Origin of the sequence: Arthrobacter globiformis, from assembly GCF_030817195.1 — a bacterium.
In the GTDB taxonomy this organism is placed as follows: domain Bacteria; phylum Actinomycetota; class Actinomycetes; order Actinomycetales; family Micrococcaceae; genus Arthrobacter; species Arthrobacter globiformis_D.
The window spans coordinates 4,208,829-4,227,972 of record NZ_JAUSYZ010000001.1; the positions used below are offsets into that span (position 1 = coordinate 4,208,829).

At 66.8% G+C, this 19,144-nt stretch carries 15 protein-coding genes and 2 tRNA genes; 6 read left to right on the plus strand and 11 right to left on the minus strand.

All coding sequences use genetic code 11. From position 1 onward, the window contains the following. Positions 1 to 52 precede the first annotated feature (52 nt). From QF036_RS19250 to QF036_RS19260, 3 genes are read right to left on the minus strand one after another with little or no spacing between them, the layout of a single operon-like run. Positions 53 to 958, minus strand: a complete 906-nt coding sequence (locus tag QF036_RS19250; protein ID WP_307104412.1) for a carbohydrate ABC transporter permease — start codon at positions 956 to 958, stop codon at positions 53 to 55. Then, positions 958 to 1,905, minus strand: coding sequence for a carbohydrate ABC transporter permease (locus QF036_RS19255; RefSeq protein ID WP_307104414.1), 948 nt, complete (start codon positions 1,903 to 1,905; stop codon positions 958 to 960). Before QF036_RS19255 ends, QF036_RS19250 begins: the two co-directional genes overlap by 1 nt. Before the next feature lie 24 nt (positions 1,906 to 1,929). Further along, the gene (locus QF036_RS19260) at positions 1,930 to 3,237 is read right to left on the minus strand and encodes an ABC transporter substrate-binding protein (RefSeq protein WP_307104416.1); all 1,308 of its coding nucleotides are present in this window, start codon (positions 3,235 to 3,237) and stop codon (positions 1,930 to 1,932) included. Between the two features lie 229 nt (positions 3,238 to 3,466). Between QF036_RS19260 and QF036_RS19265 the strand changes: the two genes are divergently transcribed. Next, on the plus strand, positions 3,467 to 4,669 hold the full coding sequence (locus QF036_RS19265) for an ROK family protein (protein WP_307104418.1): 1,203 nt from the start codon (positions 3,467 to 3,469) through the stop codon (positions 4,667 to 4,669). A gap of 110 nt (positions 4,670 to 4,779) precedes the next feature. Here QF036_RS19265 and QF036_RS19270 read toward each other — a convergent pair whose 3' ends face one another. The 3 genes from QF036_RS19270 to QF036_RS19280 form a co-directional block, all read right to left on the minus strand. Beyond that, positions 4,780 to 6,351, minus strand: a complete 1,572-nt coding sequence (locus QF036_RS19270) for a Na+/H+ antiporter (RefSeq protein WP_307104420.1) — start codon at positions 6,349 to 6,351, stop codon at positions 4,780 to 4,782. Between the two features lie 96 nt (positions 6,352 to 6,447). After that, complete coding sequence (locus QF036_RS19275) at positions 6,448 to 7,110, minus strand: NAD(P)H-binding protein (RefSeq protein WP_307104422.1); 663 nt, start codon at positions 7,108 to 7,110, stop codon at positions 6,448 to 6,450. Positions 7,111 to 7,189: 79 nt separating this feature from the next. After that, on the minus strand, positions 7,190 to 7,765 hold the full coding sequence (locus QF036_RS19280) for a dihydrofolate reductase family protein (protein ID WP_307104424.1): 576 nt from the start codon (positions 7,763 to 7,765) through the stop codon (positions 7,190 to 7,192). Positions 7,766 to 8,091: 326 nt separating this feature from the next. Here QF036_RS19280 and QF036_RS19285 point away from each other — a divergent pair, with 326 nt between their 5' ends. Next, positions 8,092 to 8,778 (plus strand): HNH endonuclease family protein, encoded by a 687-nt coding sequence (locus QF036_RS19285; protein ID WP_307104427.1) that lies wholly within the window; start codon positions 8,092 to 8,094, stop codon positions 8,776 to 8,778. Positions 8,779 to 8,859: 81 nt separating this feature from the next. Here the strand turns inward: QF036_RS19285 and QF036_RS19290 are convergent, their stop codons facing one another. The 5 genes from QF036_RS19290 to QF036_RS19310 all read right to left on the minus strand — a co-directional run bounded on the left by QF036_RS19290 (position 8,860) and on the right by QF036_RS19310 (position 13,746). After that, complete coding sequence (locus QF036_RS19290) at positions 8,860 to 9,789, minus strand: hypothetical protein (protein ID WP_307104429.1); 930 nt, start codon at positions 9,787 to 9,789, stop codon at positions 8,860 to 8,862. A gap of 308 nt (positions 9,790 to 10,097) precedes the next feature. Beyond that, positions 10,098 to 10,171: transfer RNA gene (locus tag QF036_RS19295), tRNA-Met, on the minus strand. A 62-nt stretch (positions 10,172 to 10,233) separates the two neighbouring features. Beyond that, a tRNA-Thr gene (locus QF036_RS19300) sits at positions 10,234 to 10,305 on the minus strand. Between the two features lie 256 nt (positions 10,306 to 10,561). Further along, a complete protein-coding gene (locus QF036_RS19305; RefSeq protein ID WP_307104430.1) occupies positions 10,562 to 12,667 on the minus strand; it encodes a DEAD/DEAH box helicase in 2,106 nt (701 codons plus the stop codon). Positions 12,668 to 13,092: 425 nt separating this feature from the next. Next, the gene (locus tag QF036_RS19310) at positions 13,093 to 13,746 is read right to left on the minus strand and encodes an MOSC domain-containing protein (RefSeq protein ID WP_307104432.1); all 654 of its coding nucleotides are present in this window, start codon (positions 13,744 to 13,746) and stop codon (positions 13,093 to 13,095) included. 196 nt (positions 13,747 to 13,942) lie between these two features. On the opposite strand from QF036_RS19310, the gene QF036_RS19315 reads away from it, so the two are divergent. From QF036_RS19315 to QF036_RS19330, 4 genes are all read left to right on the plus strand, one after another. Next, positions 13,943 to 14,662: a Tat pathway signal protein gene (locus QF036_RS19315; RefSeq protein ID WP_307104434.1), complete on the plus strand. Its 720-nt coding sequence runs from the start codon at positions 13,943 to 13,945 to the stop codon at positions 14,660 to 14,662. A 2-nt stretch (positions 14,663 to 14,664) separates the two neighbouring features. Beyond that, positions 14,665 to 15,885: a glutathionylspermidine synthase family protein gene (locus QF036_RS19320; RefSeq protein ID WP_307104436.1), complete on the plus strand. Its 1,221-nt coding sequence runs from the start codon at positions 14,665 to 14,667 to the stop codon at positions 15,883 to 15,885. Between the two features lie 13 nt (positions 15,886 to 15,898). Beyond that, on the plus strand, positions 15,899 to 17,425 hold the full coding sequence (locus QF036_RS19325) for an APC family permease (RefSeq protein WP_307104437.1): 1,527 nt from the start codon (positions 15,899 to 15,901) through the stop codon (positions 17,423 to 17,425). A 76-nt stretch (positions 17,426 to 17,501) separates the two neighbouring features. Then, the gene (locus tag QF036_RS19330; RefSeq protein ID WP_307104439.1) at positions 17,502 to 18,722 is read left to right on the plus strand and encodes an acyl-CoA dehydrogenase family protein; all 1,221 of its coding nucleotides are present in this window, start codon (positions 17,502 to 17,504) and stop codon (positions 18,720 to 18,722) included. Positions 18,723 to 19,144 lie beyond the last annotated feature (422 nt).

Below are 19,144 nucleotides of genomic sequence, written 5' to 3' on the forward strand. Positions count from 1 at the left end.
GGGATGATCCTTTTCTTGTGGTTGGGGTTGTTGCTGGACTGGTTTGATGGGTCTACTTGACGGCCCCGCGCATGACTCCGGACAGTACCCAACGCTGGGCCAGGATGTAAACCACCAAAGTGGGTGCCATGGCCATCAGGTAGGACGCGAATGCGAGGCTGTAGTTGGTGTTGAACTCTCCCTGGAAGAGCATCTGCACCACGGGGAGGGTCTGCAGGGCTGGATCGGCGATCATCATCTGCGGGAGCAGGAAGTCGTTCCATGAGCCGAGGAAGGCGAAGATGCCCACGGTGGCGTTCATGGGGGCCAGCAGCGGGAAGATGATCCTGCGGAACACCTGCCACGTGGTGGCGCCGTCGAGCCTGGCTGATTCCTCGAGCTCCACCGGGATGGAGCGGACGAAGGCGATGTACAGCAGCGTGTTGAACGAGATGCCGCCCAGCACGTGCAGGAACACCACTCCGCCCGGGTTGTCCAGGCCGAGGAGGGCCGTCTGCTTGATCAGGGGCAGGATGATCACCGGGAACGGGATGAACATGGCCGAGAGCAGGTACACGAAGGAGCCCCGGAAGAACCTCCGGTTCCAGTTCCTGGCGATGGCATACGCCACCAGCGAGCTGCACGCCAGGGAACCAAGGACGCTGAACACGGTGACGAACGCCGTCGACATGAAAGCCCGCGGGAAATCCGTTGCCACATAGGCGGCGCCGAAGTTCTCCCAGTTCACCGGGCTCGGCCAGGCAAGGCCCGTGCCCGTTCCGATCTGGTCCGGGGACTTCAGGGCCATGGCCACGGTGAAGTACAGCGGCAGCAGCACGGTCAGGGAGGCCACCAGCATCAGCCCGGTCAGCCACCAGTTGACCTTGTAGCCCTCCCGGCCGGAGCGGATCTTCCGGCGGAGTGCGGGGCGGTCTGGAGCGTGCGAGGCGCGGCGAGCGGTAAGCGGAAAAGCTGTCATTAGAGTGAAACCCCCCGGCGCTGGATGAGGCGCAGCTGGATGACGGAGATCAGCAGGGTGATCAGGAAGTAGATGACCGCGTTCGCCATCTGGTAGGAGTAGTCCCCGCCGGTGAAGCCGGAGAAGATGCGCATGGCCACGGACTGGGTGGCCATGCCCGGCCCGCCCCCGGTGAGGCCCACGATGATTTCGTAGGTTCCCAGGAAGCCCTTGAAGCCGAGGATCACGTTGATGACCAGGTAGCCGAGGATGAGCGGCAGGGTCAGGCTCCGGAACTGCCGGAAGCTGCCGGCCCCGTCGAGATCCGCGGCTTCGTACACCTCGGAAGGGACGCTCTGCAGCCCGGCCAGGTAGATGATGGTGGCGCCGGGAGCCGCCTGCCACACCGTGACCAGCACGATGGCCAGCCAGGCGTAGTTCTCGTTGGCCAGGATGCTCGTGGCCAGGGGCGTCACGCCGAAGCGGTCCGCCAGCACGGGCAGGGTGTTGGAGAACAGGTAGTTGAACACGAAGGACACCACCAGGGCCGAGAGCACCATGGGGATGAAGAAGACGGTGCGGATGCCGGTGCGCCACTTGATTTTGGCGTTCAAGCCAAGGGCGATCGCCAGCGCCACGATGTTGACCACCACCGTGGTGGTCAGGGCGAAGACGAACGTGAAGATGTAGGACTGCAGGATGGCCGGATCTTTGAAGATGTTGACGTAGTTGGACAGTCCGATGAACTTCCAGTCGCCGTAGCCGGCATAGTTCGTCAGGCTGAAAAACACGCCCACGAGGGCCGGCAGGGTGATGAAGAAGGCGAACAGCGCCAGGACCGGCACCACCATCCAGTAGTACGCAGGGTCGATGCGGCCCTTGGCACGGACGGACCGCAGCGGGGCCTTCGGGGGAACGGTCGACGCGGCGGGCTGGGCTGCCCGCGCCGTCTCGGAGGTTGTAGTCATGGGGGGCTCCTGGATTCGGGCGGGTCAGACCGCGGTGCGCTCGGCGACCCGGCGCCATTCGTCGTCGAGGGCGGAAAGGAACTGCTCACCGTTCTTGCCGTACACGAAGGACTGGATGTAGTTGTACAGCGGTACTGACGGCGGGAAGTAGGTGGTGGCTCCCTGGTAGTACCGCCCAGCCTGCACAGAGGCGGCGAGGCCGGTGATCTGGGGATTTTCGACGGCGGGTGCTTCCTTGAGCGGCGAGAACGCCGCGTTCTTCTCGTTGTAGGCGTTCACGACGGAGGGGTCCAGCAGGTAGCTGACGAAGCGCCGTGCCGCGGCCATGTTCGGCGTGTTGCGTGTGATGGACAGTGCCATGTCCACGTTGACCCGGGCCTTGGTGTCCGCGGGCTTGTTGGTGACGGGCAGCGGGAAGCTGCCGAGCCTGACGCCCTTGTTGGCGGCCACCAGCTGGGACAGCGCCCACGGACCCTGCAGGTACATGGCCGCCTGGCCCTTGGCGAACGCGGCGTTGCCGTCCGCGTAGTTCTTGCTCGTGGCGCCCTTCTGTGAGAAGGCTGCCAGCTCGAGCATCTTGGGCAGGACCGGGCCGAAGTTGCTGGTGAACGACTCTTTGGCGTCTTCACTGATGGCGGCACCCTTGGCGGTGAGCTCCGCGAAAAAGCCGGCGACGTCCAGGGAACCGCCCGAGAGGTAGTCGAACATGCCCTGGCCGAGGGTCCAGCTGTCCTTGAAGGTGCCGTAAATAGGGGTGATGCCGGCGGCCTTGAATTTCTCGCAGGCCGCCACGAATTCGTCCCACGTGGTGGGGACGGCCACACCCTGGGCCTCGAAGATGTCCCGGTTGTAGATGACTCCGGCGGCTGCCAGGGAGAACGGGAGGGCGCTGGTTTCGTGCCCGCTGTACTGTCCCCAGGAACTGACCAGGTCCTGGACCTTGGGGTCGATCGTGGCTGCGGCCGGATGGTCAGAAAGGTCTGCGAACACGCCCTTGCGGACGAAGTCGGCGGTGGCCTGGGCGAAGCCTCGGGTCACGACGTCGGGCGGGTCGTTACGGACCAGGCCCGGAACGAAGTTGCCCTCATTGAAGTCCTGAATGACGCGGATGTCCGGGTTGAGCGCCTCGAAGTCCTTGATCACCTGGTTGAAGTAGGCCACCACCTCGGGCTTGTTCTGCATGAAGCGCAGCGTGGTGACGCCGTTCTGGCTGCTGGGCACGGAGCCGCAGCCCGCCAGCGGAAGGACAGCTGCAGCGCCGGCGAGGCCGGCCGCCTTGAACAGCGCGCGGCGGCTGAGCGGGGTCTCGCGGCTGAGCGGGATTGCGCTCACAGTGCGGAGGCCGGGGCAGCGTACTGGCAGGTGGCGCGGCGTTGCGGACTCCGGAAATGGCGGTGCTTCGAAGGGCAGTTCACAGTTGCTCCTTTGCAAAAGGCTGAGGAAAAAGCTGGAAGGGGAATCCCGTGGCCGGCGGCCGTCCGGCCCACGTGGCTTATTTATATGGAATCTAAATTTAGTTCCTCAAGTATTATGTGGGGCAGAGCACAAGGAGGTCAACACCATGTCCGAAATGACGGCGGCCACGCCGCAGCTGCTTCGCCGCGTGAGCGCCGGAGCAGTCCTGGATTACATGCGCGCCTCGGGCGCGGTGACGGTTACCGACGTCATCCAGGCCACCGGCCTGACCCGGGCCACCGCCATCTCCGTCTGCGAGGACCTCATGCAGCGCGGGTGGATTACCGAGCTGGAGAACCAGCGCGCCTTTGGCGGCTACCAGAAGGGACGGCCCGCCCGCAGATTCGAACTCAACGAGCGGGCAGGCTATGTCCTGGGAATGGACGTGGGCTTCTCGAAGGCGACGGTGGTGGTGTCCGATCTTCGCGGCAAGGCGCTGGGACGCGCCAGCCAGCCGTTTGAGATTGAGGACATCTCCGCCGAGGAACGCGTGGCTGTCATTGACCGGGCTGCCTTAATGGCGCTGCACAGCGTGGGGGCCTCCCCCGACGCTGTGCTGGCCGTGTGCGCCGGCATCGCCGCCCCGGTGGACCGGAAGGGCAACATCCTGGCGGTCCAGCATTTCTGGGGGCTGTTCGACGTCGGACTGAAGTCCGCGCTGGACAAGCTGCACGGATGGACGGTGCTGCTGGAGAACGACGCCAACCTCGCCGCCCTCGGTGACCGGTGGCGTGGCGCGGCTGCGGGCGTGGACGACGTCGTCGTGATCCTGGCCAGTGAACGCTTCGGTTCGGGCGTCATCGAAGACGGCCGCCTGCTGCACGGCAGCGGCGGCGCCGCGGGTGAACTCGCGTATCTGGACCTGGTGGAGGGAGTGGGCGACACCTTCGGTATCGCGACGCTGGCGCGGGTCTGGGCTGCGGAGGCGCTTGAGGGCACCGCCGCGACGTCCCTCCGCGAACACGCCGCGTCGGGGGCCGAGGCGGAGCACGTCTTTGCCGCGGCGGCTGCCGGCGACGCGGAGGCACTGAAGATCCTTGACCGGCTGGCCGACAGGATGGCCCGGGTCATCGGCTCTGTAGCCACCATGGTCAACCCCGAGCTCGTGGTGATCGGCGGGGCCGTGGCCAACTCTGCGGGGGCCCTGCTCGAGCGGATTGCGGCCCGGCTGCCGGAGTTCACCGTCACCCCACCGCGGGTGGCGGTCTCACCGCTGGGTGATTCGATCGTCACCGTGGGCGCGGTCCGGCGGGCCCTGGACTACGTGGAGACGAATAGCCTGGACCTGGAGCTGAACGTCCCGGCCTGAGCCGAGACCGGCGCGAACCACGACAAGCGCGAACGTACACTTGGGGCCGCAAAATCACACGCATTTGGTGCCCAACTGTACGCTCGCGCTGTTCCGCTCCGGCGTGATCCCTACTCCGGCATAATCATGGTCCGCAGGTCGAGCTGGCGCAGCACCCTGTCCGCCACCTCGGGGTCCATGTCCGGCTCGCTCCGGGCCGCGACGACCTCCTGCCGCGCGGCGTCCAGGGCGATGGTCTGGACCGTGATGGCCAGCTCCCTGCCCCGCTCACGCTTCTCGGCGAGGCTCTCGTTGCGGAGGCTCCCGTCCAGCAGTTCGGCGTGCAGCCTGGTCATCTTTTCCTTCACCAGGGCCACCTTCTCCGGCGGCAGCTCCTTCACGAGCTCGTGGTCCTTCAGCGCGGCCACGGCGGCCGCCTGGGCACGGCGGGCCAGGAGCCGCGCCGCGTCGCGCTCCTCCGTGCCATCCTGGGACGCGTTCAGCACCTTCATCAGCCACGGCAGGGTCAGCCCCGGCAGCACCAACGTGGCCAGCAGCACCGCACACGCCGTGACCAGCACCTGGTCACGCGCCGGGAAGGGCGTGCCGTCGGCAAGCGCAACCGGCAGGGCCAGCGCCAGGGCCAGGGTGGCCAGCCCGCGCATGCCGCACCAAGTCAGGATCAGGACCTCTTTGGCGGAGGTCGGCTGCAGCAGGTTCTTACGTTTCCGGGCGGACACGGCCAACAGTCCCAGCCAGCCGAACCGCACAGCGAACACCAGGACGCAGACCACGACGGCGGTCCCCGCCATCCCGAAGATCGCGGAACCCTCTGTGCGGACAACATCCTGGATCTCGAGCCCCACGAGCCCAAAGGCAAGGCCCGTCACCAGCAGCTCCACCACGTCCCAGAAGGCGGTCCGGGTCACCCGCTCGGCGGCGTCTTGCGGGCGGGCGTGCCGCTGCATCTCCAGGGCGGTGACCACGACGGCAATCACACCGGAGGCGTGGAATTCCTCCGCGAGGATGTACGCGGCAAAGGGCACCACCAGGGTCACGGCGCTGCGGGCCACCATGGACGCCACCAGCCGGGTGACCAGCCACGTCAGCCAGCCCATGGCGACGCCGACCACGACGGCAAGTGCCGCTCCCACGACGAACTTGAGGACGACGTCGGGCCCTATCCTGGTGCCGCCGACCGCGGCGGCAACAGCTGCCTGGAAGATGACAATGGCGGCGGCGTCGTTGAAGAGCCCTTCGCTCTGCAGCACCGTGATCAGGCGCCGGGGCATGTGCACGCGGCCGGCCACGGACTCCACCGCAACGGGGTCCGGCGGTGCCACCATGGCTCCCAGCGCGATGGCGGCGGGGATGCCGATCCCCGGAATCATGAGCCAGGCGGCGCCGGCGACCACGGCAGTGGAGAGGACCACGAGGGCCACGGCGAGCATGATCAGCGTCCGCCACCGGACCCGGAAGACGGCCCAGGAGCTCCGCTGCGCCGTGGCGAACAGCAGCGGTGGCAGGAAGATCGGCAGGATCAGCTCTGGCGGAATCTCGATGTCCGGGAAGCCCGGGATGAACGTCAGCGCCACGGCCAGGAGCAGCATCAGCACCGGATAGGGCAGCCGCAGCCGGTCCCCGAGGCCCACGGCCACCACGGTGGCGAGCAGGAGCCCGATAATGAGTGCCAGCTGGTCCATGTGCCCACTTTCCCCGGAGTGCGCCACGCCTCGGACGGAGGGCGGCCGTGCCTTTCAACCCTACCGGGAACGCTGTGGCCCTTCGCCTGCCCGGCGCTACTGCTGCAGGGCGTCCAGCGCGGCAGCGACCGGCTGGGTGCCGTCGCGGAATTGGATGGTCCGGCCGGCGGTTCCCGGCAAGCCCAGCACCGCGGCGGCAACGATGGCCACGTTGGCGCGCGACGTCTGCGTGCCGGAACTGGCGTCGTCGGGGTTAGCCTCGATCAGCCCGTTCCCCGGCCCCTCGGTCAGGGAGCCCGGCCCCAGGATGGTCCAGGCAAGCTTGGTGCCGCGGAGGTACTCATCGGCGGCGGCCTTGGCCTCGGCGTACGCGTGGAAGCTGTGTTCCTCGGGAACCCCGTGGTCCGGGCCCGCGCCGAAGTAGGACACCATCACATAGCGCCCGACGCCGGCCTCTGCGGCCGCGTCCATGGAGCGGATGGCGGCGTCGCGGTCCACCGCATACGTGCGGGCCGGGTTCCCTCCCCCGGCACCGGCTGACCAGACCACGGCGTCGTGGTTCCGGAGCGCGGCGGCGATGTCCGCCGTCGTCGACTTTTCAACGTCAAGGACCGACGGCGACGCACCGGTGGCGGCGACATCTGCCGCATGGTCCGGGTTGCGGATGAAGGACGTGACGCTGTGCCCCTGTTCCGTGAGGAGGGCGGACAGATGCAGGGCCACCTTGCCGTGGCCGCCGATGATTGCGATACGGGTCATGCCCCCATTGTGTCGCAGGATCGTGTCGCAGGCGCTCCGCGCCGCCAGCTGGTGCCGCCCTTCCCTTCATCTGGACCGGTCATCCGGACCGGTCGTCCGTCCGGTTGGCGTAGCGGAGGAAGACCGTGCCGTTCCCGAACCGCCGCTCCTCGAGCAGCTCAAGCCGGAGGCGGACGTCCTCCGGGAGGAAGCGCTTGCCGCCGCCCACTGCCACGGGCGAGAGGAACATCTGGAACTCGTCCACCAGCCCGGCCCGGATGGCTGACGCGGCAAGGTCGGCGCCGCCCACCGCCAGGTCCCGGCCGACGTCGGCCTTGAGCCGTCCGACGGCGTCGGCGCTGAACTCCCGCTCGATCCGGGTCCGGGCAGTGGCTATGTCCTTCAGGGTGCGGGAAAAGACCACCTTGTCCGCTGCTTTCCAGAGGTCGGCAAAGTCCCGGATGTAGTCGGGAATCTCGCCGAAGTCTTCCGGATGCTCCCAGACGGCCATGACTTCGTACATCCGGCGCCCGAGCAGGTAGGTGCCAGCCGGCCGCTGCAGTTCGTTGACGAAGGAATGCACCTCAGCGTCCGGCTCGGCCCAGCCGAAGTTGCCGTCCCGGTCCGCGATGTACCCGTCGAGGGACATGAGTCCCGAGTAGATCAGTCTGGCCATGCCGGCTCCTGTTGTCCTCGGCGGTGTGCAGTCCCGACCTTAGGCTCATGTCGCCCGGATGACAACGGTTCCGCTGGTTCCGGAGCCATTCTCAGCGTTGCCACAGGATTGCATCAAGACCTGATCAAGGACCCGGTTCTCCCCTGTTCCGGCTGACATGCTGGTTGACGGATCAAGCAACTCGTACCGTTTCCAGGAATCATCATGGGGGGATCATGCCGCTAGGCACGTTCAATCACGCAGGCCCGACCAGGCACACAGGCTCGAACAGGCAAACAGGCTCGAACAAGCACACAGGCCCGTCCAAACGCGCTCTACGCCGGGTGGTGGCCTTCACGGCATCCGTCAGGTCCGGCCTTTGGGTCCGGTCGCTGTCCGCCACGGCCGTGGCCACCGGCCTACTGCTCACCGGGCTGGCAGTCCCCGCCGAGGCTGCCACGTACTATTCCGCGCCGCTGCGCACCGCTGCCCGTGCCCTCACGGTGACCGCGGAGAACAACGCCGGCTACGACCGGACCCGCTACTTCGGCAGCTGGCTGGACACCAACCGCGACTGCCAGAACACCCGGGCCGAGGTTCTGCTGCAGGAGGCGAAGGCCACCGCGACGTACACCACCGCGCGCCGGTGCACCGTGCGCACGGGCCGTTGGGTCACCAGGTGGGACAACCGCACGCACACCCTGGCGTCGGCCGTGGAGATCGACCATACGGTTCCCGTCCATGAGGCGTGGGGCTCCGGCGCCCGCTACTGGTCGCAGGCGCGCCGGGTAGCGTTCTACAACGACCTCGGCGACGGCCGGTCCCTGAACGCGCAGACGGCGGCACTGAACTCCGCCAAACAGGCCAAGGGTCCGGAGGCGTGGATGCCGCCGGCGAATCGCTGCGAGTACATCGGCAACTGGATTGCGGTGAAGATCCGGTGGGGCCTGCGGGTTGACAGCGCCGAGAAGGCAGCCCTGATCCGCTATGCAGACTCCTGCCCGAACGTGCGCATCAGCGTCACCCGGGCCTAGGCCTGCACGGAAACCGGCAGCCAAACAACCCCGAACCCAAACAGCCCCGCACCGCCGGAAAGGCAGCGCGGGGCTGTTTCGTCAGACCTCGAACATCCCGTAGACCCAGATGTTCGCGGACCCCAGGGCGAGCTCGGACATGGGCACCCTCCGGGCACCCGTGCGGGTCAGCCAGAACCTGTTGTCCTTGGTGGGGGTCTTGACCGGAATGCCGGCGTTGTCCACCAGGTAAAGGCTCGTGGAGGTGGCGGAGCCGCCGTAGGGCGAGGACATGGCTGCGTGCGTGCAGGTAATGAGGCCTGTGCTCTTGTTCATGGTTGTGGACGTGACCAGCCCGTTGAGGGACACCCAGGCAGAACCGTTCCACGAGACGTAGTCCCCCAACCCTGCGGGCTGCGAGGCCTGGATGGTGATGCTGTTCAGGCCGACGGACGCGCCCAGCTGGTAGCCGGCGGCAGACAGCGTCTCGTCGGCAACGACCACCACCGAGCTCACCTTCAGGCCGTCGAACCCCATTCTGATGGTGACCGACATGTCGTCCAGGGCGCTTTCCGTCGACACCACCCCCACGGGTGTGTGCCGGTCGTCGTCAATCAAGGAGAACCCCAGGCCGCTGTTGCGGACCGCACAGGCCACAATCCGGTAGCGCCGGCCGTCCGTGCCGCGGACGATGCCCATTTCGTCTGCCTTGAGATCCAGGGCGGCCTGCTGCGCGGCGGAAACGGGCTTGTCGGCGTCGGCCGTATTGTCCACCTCCGAGAGTCCCACGTCCGCCTTGGTCAGGGCAGGGACGGTCTCAGGGGCAGGCTGCTCTGGGCTGACCGGCTGATCAGTGGCTGGCCCGGACGGGGTTGGGGCCACCTCCGGCGGCGGCACCGTTGGAACGGTTGTTGCCGATGCCGGCCCCGCGGTGACGGTGGCCAAGGCAAGGAGACCTCCGCCGGCCGCCGCGATCCGCCCCAGATTCAGAACCGCACGGCGCTCCACGCCGCCTTCACCAAACCACTCCACTGTGTTCCCCCCACGGGCACCATTCTGCGGCCGGGGTGTACACCTCGGCCGGTCATGGTGCCGAGCCTAAGAACGAAAACTTGGAATTACGCTGTGGCCGCCAGCCCTGATTGGGGGGGGTGGCACACATGCTTTCGGGTGACGGAGCCAGCCCAAGACGGGGCACTTCGGCGCGGGACACGCCAGCCGACGTCGTTAATTACGACGCCGGCTCCCCCAAAGTGCCCCGCGACGGTTTGGGCCGGGTGCCCAATGGGCCAAAAACAAAAGCAGGCCAGGGGCTGAATGCCTCTGGCCTGCAGATTCGGTAGCGGTGGGGAGGCTCGATCTCCCGACCTCACGATTATGAGTCGTGCGCTCTAACCAACTGAGCTACACCGCCACGAATGAGAAAAACCTGTGTCAAGCCGGTCAAGACCGCCTTGACACAGGGCCCTCATTCCGAGCCCCCCACCGGAATCGATCCGGTGACCTCGTTCTTACCAAGAACGCGCTCTACCACTGAGCTAGGGGGGCAACGAGTAAATACTCTACCGGAAGATTTGGCACTCAACAAATCGGCGGCGGAACGGGGCTCCTAGGGTCAGAAAACCCCGGAAACACAGGCCTGGAGCAGGCTGCGGGCCCCTTTGGATGCCCCTTCAGAGCCTTTCCGGACGCAGATGTGACGAAGCGTACACACGGGCGGCGGGGAACGCCCTTAAACAGAAACAGGCCGGCTGATCAGCCGGCCTGTTTCTATTCGGATGCTTGGTTCATCACCAGACGGTGATTACCACTTGCCCTTGCGGTTGAAGTCGCGGTGGCCGCCTTCGTTACCGTGGCGCGGCTTGCGTGCGCCGTTGCCGTGACCGCCGAAGCGGGAGTCGCTCGACTGGCCACGGTCGTCCGTGCCGATGCCGCGCTCGGAACGCTCGCTGTACGAACGGCCGCCGCGGTCGGCGGAGGAACGCTCGCCGTCGCTCTTGCGGAACTCCTTCTTGAAGCCGCCGCTGCCCTTGAAGTTGCCGCCGCGGTCGCCGCCACGGTTGCCTTGGTAGCCGCCGCGGTCACCTGAGGGCTTGCGGCCGGAGTCCAGCTCGAGGTGGATCAGCTCACCGCCGATCCGCGTGCGGGAAAGGGCGCGCAGCTGCTCCTGGCTAAGGTCAGCGGGCAGCTCGACCAGCGAGTGATCCGAGCGGATGTCGATGCCGCCGATCTGCGACGAGGAAATGCCGCCCTCGTTGGCAATGGCGCCCACGATGGAACCCGGCATGACACGCTGGCGGCGTCCCACGGCGATCCGGTAGGTGGCGTTGCCCTCGGTCAGGGCACGGGTCGGACCGCGTGAACCGAAGCCATCCTTGGACCGTTCGCGCTTCTGGAACTCGGGAGCTGCGGGGAGTTCCTTGACCAGCAGCGGCTGGCCGCCTTGGGCCATCACGGCCAGTGCCGCAGCGATTTCTGCTGCCGGCACGTTGTGCTCTTCCTCGTAGGACGCGATCAGGTCACGGAATGCCGCCACGTCTTCGGACTCGAGCGTCTCGGTGATGCGCTCGGCGAACTTGCCCAGACGCAGCGTGTTGACGGTCTCAGCGGTGGGCAGGTGCATCTGCTCCACAGGCTGGCGTGTGGCCTTCTCAATGGAACGCAGCAGGTACTTCTCGCGCGGAGTCATGAACAGGATCGCGTCGCCGGATCGGCCGGCACGGCCGGTGCGGCCGATGCGGTGCACGTAAGACTCGGTGTCGTGCGGGATGTCGTAGTTGACCACGTGGCTGATGCGCTCGACGTCCAGGCCGCGGGCGGCGACGTCGGTGGCAACCAGGATGTCGATGCGGCCTTCCTTGAGCGCGTCAACGGTACGTTCGCGCTGCTGCTGCGGGATGTCGCCGTTGATGGCGGCAGCCTGGAAGCCGCGGGCGCGCAGCTTGTCGGCGAGGTCCTCGGTGGCCATCTTGGTGCGGACGAACGCGATGACGCCGTCGAACTCTTCGACCTCGAGGATGCGGGTCATGGCATCGAGCTTGTGCGGGCCCATAACCTGCAGGTAGCGCTGACGGGTGTTCGCGCCGGTGGTGGTCTTGGACTTCACCGAGATCTCGGCCGGGTTGTTCAGGTACTGCTTGGACATCCGGCGGATCTGGCTCGGCATGGTGGCGGAGAACAGTGCCACCTGGCGGTCCGACGGGGTCTGCTGGAAGATCTGCTCCACGTCTTCGGCGAAGCCCATGCGGAGCATTTCGTCGGCCTCGTCCAGCACCAGGTACTGGAGCTCGGACAGGTCCAGGGAGCCCTTGGCAATGTGGTCGATCACTCGGCCGGGAGTACCGACGACAACCTGTGCACCGCGGCGCAGGCCGGCGAGCTGGGGGCCGTAGGCGGAGCCGCCGTAAACGGGGAGGACGGTGAAGTCATCGATGTGCTTGGCGTACGAGGTGAAGGCCTCGGCAACCTGGAGCGCCAGCTCGCGGGTCGGGGCCAGGACCAGTGCCTGGGTCTTGCGGGACGGGCCGTTGAGGTCGTGGAGCTCGGCCAGGCGGGACAGTGCCGGTACTGCGAATGCTGCAGTCTTACCGGTGCCGGTCTGGGCGAGGCCCACGACGTCGCGGCCTTCAAGCAGCAGCGGGATGGTTGCTGCCTGGATCGGGGAAGGCTTTTCGTAGCCGACATCCTGCAGGGCTGCGAGGACGCGGCCGTCGATGCCAAGGTCGGTGAAGCGGACGCCTTCTTCTTCCGGCTCTTCAGCCTTGGCGGGAGCGTCGGCCTTGGCGGGAGCGTCGGCCTCGGCGGGAGCGTCGACAGCAGGCTCGGCTGCGGGGACAGCAGCCTCGGTGAATTCAACGTTGGCGGTTTCGGCGGTCGCCGTCTGGTTGGCGTTGTCGTGATTTTCGGGCATAGGGAGATATTCCTCATCCATAGGGGGCCAGGCGGCACAACCCGAGGTGAGCGGAGCCGCAGTACATGTGCCGTGGTCGCCGGGCAAACATTGACCGGCCGGTCACTAGAAGTCCGGCGCTTTCGCAATCCCGTGGCAGGACTTCACACTGCATCTCTTGGCTGCTATCCCAGCAGTCTGTACAGCGTTTTCTTCAGCCGGCTCTCCCTATGAAACTGCCCGCATCACATTTGCGGGCCCCAACACTTGCCAGTCCTGCCTCAAAAATTGGGCAGGAATAAGGGATTTCCGGAGTGGGGGATGTTTCCAGTGTAAAGCATGACTACCCGCACTAGCGAACCGAGGGGCCAGCAAGGGCGGTGAGCTTGCGCACACGCGGCATTTTTGCAGCAACCCGGCAGCGCCGCCGGGCCGTCTCGGCCGTGCTAGCTTCCCACCCGGCGGAGCATCTTCTCGAACCGTTCGTGGTACTCGGGCTGCAGCCGGATTTCGCCGTCGGCCTCGGCGTCGCGCAGTGCCTCGATGGCGTCGACGTCGGGCTCGCTGAACCAGCGGCCGATGGTCACCCCGTGCTTGGGCACGAAGAGTCGGTGGATGTGGTCGCCTGCCTGCACGGAACCGGTCTTGATGACGCGCAGGTAGGCGCCCACCCGGCCTGCCGCCGTGAAGCGCCTAACCCATTGGGCCTCGTCCATGCGCCGCTGGAAGGTCGCGCACGGAACACGGGGCGAGGTGACCTCAACCTCAACATCCAACCCGATCCGCCAGCGCTCACCGATGACGGCACCCGTGGTTTCGATCCCTGCCACGCGCAGGTTTTCACCGAAGATCCCCGGCGGCAGTTCGCGCTGCAGCTCACCGATCCAGTAATCGGCGTCGGCCTGGGAATAGGCGTAGAGCGCCTGGTCCTCTCCCCCGTGGTGGATGCGGCTGGCCTGGATGTCGCCGTGCAAACCGAGCTTGTGCACCTTCACCGGCCCGTCCACGGGCCGCTTGTCGATGGCAGTGACGCCCACGCTTCCCTCGTCCGGAAGGAGCTGGTGGACCCGGCAAACGGCAAGAAGTGTGGCTGTGTGCATGGCACCAGTGTAGGTTCTCGGCCTGACCGGCGCCTTTGGTGATTCCGGCGGGACGGCCGGGAGTCGAAAGTTATTCACCGCGGCACCCTCCAGCCACTAGGCTTGCTGCAGTATTTACCGGCGGGACGGACAGCCGGTTCCGCCGGCCGCGGCCCAGCGTTCCGGCCACCAACAGCATGGAGCAGCAGGGGGAACCATGGACCCGGAGAAGGACCCGAGCAAGGACGCTGACGGGGGCCAAAACGACGACAGGTCCGGCCGGAACGACGACAGGTCCGGCGGGGGCGCCCTGCCCGGCGGCCCGGCCAAGCCGCCGCCCTGGCAGGTGCCCAAGCCTGAGCTCCACCCCGAACTGCTGACCCCCGGCACACCGGGAGACGAAACCCGGGGAAAGCCCGGCAACGGAAAGCCCCGTACGGAAACCCCGGGCAAAGCAACCCCGGGAGAAGGAAACAGGAACCAAACCGGATTCCCCCAGCCCGGCCCCGTCTTTGATCCGTTCGCGCGTGACCGCGAGCGCGATGCGGCAGCTCGAAAGAAACGGTCGCAGCGCCGCACGGTGGTGGTGGGCCTCGGCGTCACCGCGCTCCTGGCCGGCACCATCACGGCGATCGTGGCGAGCAACGAGCAGGACCCTGACTACGCCCAGGTCTGCTTCAACGAGGAGACGGGCGAGCGCGTTGAGGACACCCAGTGCAACAGCTCGGCCGGACGCGGGGGCGCCCTCTATGCCTGGTACTTCTATGCGCGCGGGGCCAGCGTTCCGGGCATCGGCCAGAACAGGACGGCCTACCCGAACTTCACCAGGACTGTGCCGCAGGGGGCCAAGACGGCCACGGGCTACAGCAGCAAGGGCGGCACGGTCAGCAGGGGCGGCTTCGGCAGCAGCTCCAAGGGCGGAAGCACGGGAGGCTAGGCGTGAAGCGGTTACTCTCGGAGCCCCGCCCGGACTGGAAGCAGAAAATCGAGGAACAGGGCCTGGTCTTTTCCACCACCACCCTTCCCGGTGGCAAGAAGATCGAGTACTGGAATGAGGCCGCCTACTACGAATTCACCATGGACGAGGTGGAAACCCTCGAAAAGACGGCCGAGGACATGCACAGGATGTGCCTGGAAGCCGCGAAGTTCCTGGCCACGGGCGCCATGGGCCCCATCGGCATCGGCCCCCAGGCGCTGGAACTGGCCGCCGAGTCGCTGCAGGCCGGGGACCAGGACATCTACGGGCGATTCGATTTCATCTATGACGGCCAGGGCGGCGCCGCCAAGATGCTTGAGTACAACGCGGACACGCCCACCGGCCTCATCGAGGCGGCAGTGGCCCAGTGGTTCTGGCTGCAGGACGTCTTCCCGGAGAAGGACCAGTGGAACGGCATCCACGAGGCACTGATCCGGCAGTGGAAGAAGCTGCAGTACCGCACGGGGATGAGCACCCTGCATGTGGCACACTCCGAGGCTGAGGAGTCAGGTGAGGACTGGATGACAGCCGCCTACATGCGGGACGTGGCCAGCCAGGCGGGGTGGACCACCATCGGTATCAACATGTCGGACATCGGCTGGGACCCGAACCTGAAGCGGTTCGTGGACATGGACAACTTCATGATCAGCACCATCTTCAAGCTCTACCCCTGGGAGCTGATGATGAAGGAGCCGTTCGGCCACCGTCTGCTGCAGCGCTCGCAGAATCCCCGCTGGGTGGAGCCTGCCTGGAAAATGCTGCTCTCCAACAAGGCGCTCCTGGCCGCCCTGTGGCACCTTTACCCGGACCATCCGAACCTGCTGCCCGCCTTCCTCAATGATCCGGGCCCGCTGCGGGAGTGGGTTGCCAAGCCGCTGCACGGCCGCGAAGGCGATAACATCCGGATCCACGCCGAGGGCATCAGCCTGGCGAAGCCCGGCGGGTACGGCCGCGAGGGCTGGTGCTACCAGCAGTATCACTCCCTCCCGGACTTCGACGGCAGCCATCCGGTCCTGGGCCTGTGGGTGGTGGACGGCGAATCGGTGGGCTGCGGCATCCGCGAGTCCGATGGGCCGGTCACCGACTATTTCTGCCGCTTCGTCCCGAACACCATTGACGCGCCGGCGCCGCTGAGCGTCCAGGCGGCACAGGCCAACGCGAACAAGGCAGGTATAGCTCTATGAGAACAGGTGCTCTATGAGAACCCGAACGACGACGACGACGGCCGGCGGCGCCGGCGGCCAGCCCGGCGATGCCGTTCCCGGCAAGGGACTCCGCGCCGGGATCCTGGACCTGGGCGACTCCGTGATGCTGGGGCTCGCCTCCACCGCCCCGGTGTACTCGCTGGCCGCGACGCTGGGACTGATTGTGGCCGTCAACGGGAACTACACGCCGCTGATCCTGCTCCTCGGTTTCATCCCGGTGCTGTTCATCGCCTACGCCTTCCGCGAGCTCAACAGCGCCATGCCGGACTGCGGCACCACGTTCATCTGGGCCCGCCGCGCTTTCGGCCCGTGGGCGGGATGGCTGGGCGGCTGGGGCGTGGCCTTGGCCGGCGTCGTGGTCCTGGCCAATCTGGCGCAGGTGGCGGGCCAGTACCTTTGGCTCCTCATCGGCGACGGATCGCTGGCGGGGAACAAGGCGGTGGTGACGGCCACCGGCGTCGTTTTCATCGCGTTCATGACCCTCGTGAACTACCGCGGGATCAGGCTGGGTGAGCACGTCCAGCGCACACTGACGTACGTGCAGTACATCTCGCTGGGCATTTTCGCCGTGGCGATCATCCTGCGCATCGCCGGCCTGACCGGCGGGGCGCCGGCGGGCCAGCCGTTCGACGTCGAATGGTTCAACCCGGCCGGAGCGTTCGCCGATCCCGGCGCGGTGGTCCACGGCATCGTGCTGGCCCTGTTCATCTACTGGGGCTGGGACACCTGCCTGGCGGTTAACGAGGAAACCGAAAACCCGGCCACCACCCCGGGCCGCGGGGCGGTCATCTCGGCATTTGTGCTGGTGGCCATCTATGTCTCTGTCGCGCTGCTGGTGATGATGTACGCCTCGGTGGGGACAGAGGGCATCGGGCTGGCCAACGCCGACAACCAGGACGACGTGTTCCTGGCGATGAAGGACGTGGTGCTGGGTCCCTGGGGCTGGGTGATCGTGGTGGCGGTGCTGGCATCCGTGCTTTCCTCCACCCAGACCACCATCCTGCCCACAGCCCGCGGCACCCTGTCCATGGGTGTCCACCGGGCCCTGCCGCCGAAGTTCGGCGAGGTCCACGAACGCAACCAGACCCCCGGCTTCTCCACCCAGGTCATGGGCGCCGCGGCCATCGTGTACTACGTGGCCATGAGCTTCCTCAGCGAGAACCTGCTGTCCGATTCCATCAGCTCCATCAGCCTGTTCATCGCCTTCTACTACTCCCTCACCGGCTTTGCCTGCGCCTGGTACTTCCGGGACACCCTGCGCGGGTCTGCCCGCAACCTGTGGTTCCGCGGGATTCTTCCGCTGCTCGGGGCGCTGCTGCTGACCGCGGCCTTCTTTATCTCTGCGGCGCAGATGTGGGACCCGGCCTACGGGAATACGCAGATCTTCGGCGTCGGCGGGGCCTTTGTCAGCGGCGTGGTGCTGCTCGCCCTGGGCGTGGTGCTGGCCGCGGTCTGCCGGTTCCTGCCGTCAACCCGCGAGTACTTCCTGGACGGGACGCGGGTTCCCTCGGGTCGGTAAACTGCGGATCGGTGGCCGCGGCCCGCCTTAGCCGGCAACCCGCGGCACGGAATGACCGGGCACGTAAAATGCTGCAATGAGCAATGACGCCCTTGATCCTGCGGAAGCTTCGGCCGAGTACGGTCTCCCGGACCCTTCGGATGTCCTGGCCTTGGATTCCCTGTTGGCCCCGGATGAGCTGGCCCTGCGGCAACGGATCCGGGACTTCACCGACCAGCAGATCCGTCCCGACATCGCGGACTGGTACGAGCAGGGCGTCTTCCCCATGCACCTGCCCGCGCAGCTGGGCGAGCTGGGCGTCCTGGGCATGCATCTGGAAGGCTACGGCTGCCCCGGCCGGTCCGCCGTCGAGTACGGCCTGGCCGCCATGGAGCTGGAGGCCGGCGATTCCGGAATCCGCACGTTCGTCTCGGTCCAGGGTTCATTGGCGATGAGCGCCATCCACAAATGGGGCTCGGAGGACCAGAAACAGGAGTGGCTCCCTCGGATGGCCGCCGGGGAGGTGATCGGCTGTTTCGCGCTGACCGAGCCGACGGCGGGCTCTGACCCGTCGTCAATGACCACCGCCGCGCGGCGGGACGGGACAGGCGAGAACGCCGGCTGGGTCCTGGACGGCGCCAAGCGCTGGATCGGTCTCGCCTCCGTGGCCGACGTCCTGGTGGTTTGGGCCAGGACCGACGACGGCGTCCGCGGCTTCCTCGTGCCCGCCGGCACCGCGGGCGTCACCGCCACGCCGATCGGGCGAAAGCTGTCCATGCGCGCGTCGATCCAGTGCGACGTGACGTTCGACGGCGTCCGGCTGGGTCCGGAGGCGCTGCTGCCGGGTGCCCGGGGACTGAGCGGCCCGTTCAGCTGCCTCAACGAGGCCCGGTACGGCATTGCCTGGGGTGCCATGGGCGCGGCACGCGACTCCTATGAGGCGGCGCTGCGGTATTCGATGGAGCGCCTGCAGTTCGGCAAGCCGCTGGCCGGGTACCAGCTGACGCAGGAGAAGCTCGTCAACATGCTGGTCGAGGTCCAGAAGGGCACCATGCTCGCCCTGCACCTGGGCCGGCTCAAGGACGCCGGGCGCCTCCGCCCCGAACAGATCTCGCTGGCCAAGCTGAACAACGTCCGCGAGGCCATCAAAGTGGCGCGGGAAGCCCGGACCATCCTGGGCGGCAACGGCATCACGCTTGACTATTCTCCCCTGCGGCACGCTGCCAACCTCGAGTCGGTGCGCACCTACGAAGGCACCGACGAGGTGCACACACTCATTCTGGGCCAGCACATCACAGGCCTCCCGGCGTTCCGCTGACCGCTGGTTGAGCCTGCCGAAACCAAGCGCACGCTGGTTGAGCCTGTCGAAACCAAGCACCGCTGGTTGAGCCTGGGCCCACGCCGGCAGGGTCCCCTGGCCGAGCTTGCGAGGTTAGGGTGCCGGTGGGGAGCGAAACCAAGCGCACGCCGGTGATCTCGACAAGCTCGATCAGCGGGCACCCCGAACAGGTTTAACTCTCGCCCCGGCCGCATGGCCGGGAGCATACTGGGCACATGGCTGACGCTGACGATTTCCCGGCCTTGGGAAGGACCGAGGAACATCGGGTGGACAGTAATGCTGGTGCCTGGTTCTTGAGTGGTGCTGAGCGCGGGAATGCAGCCACCGTCGTGCACGCTGGCGGCGCTGGATCACCGCCCTGGTCGGAGGGCAACCTCGTGCGGCCCCTGATTCATGGCGCG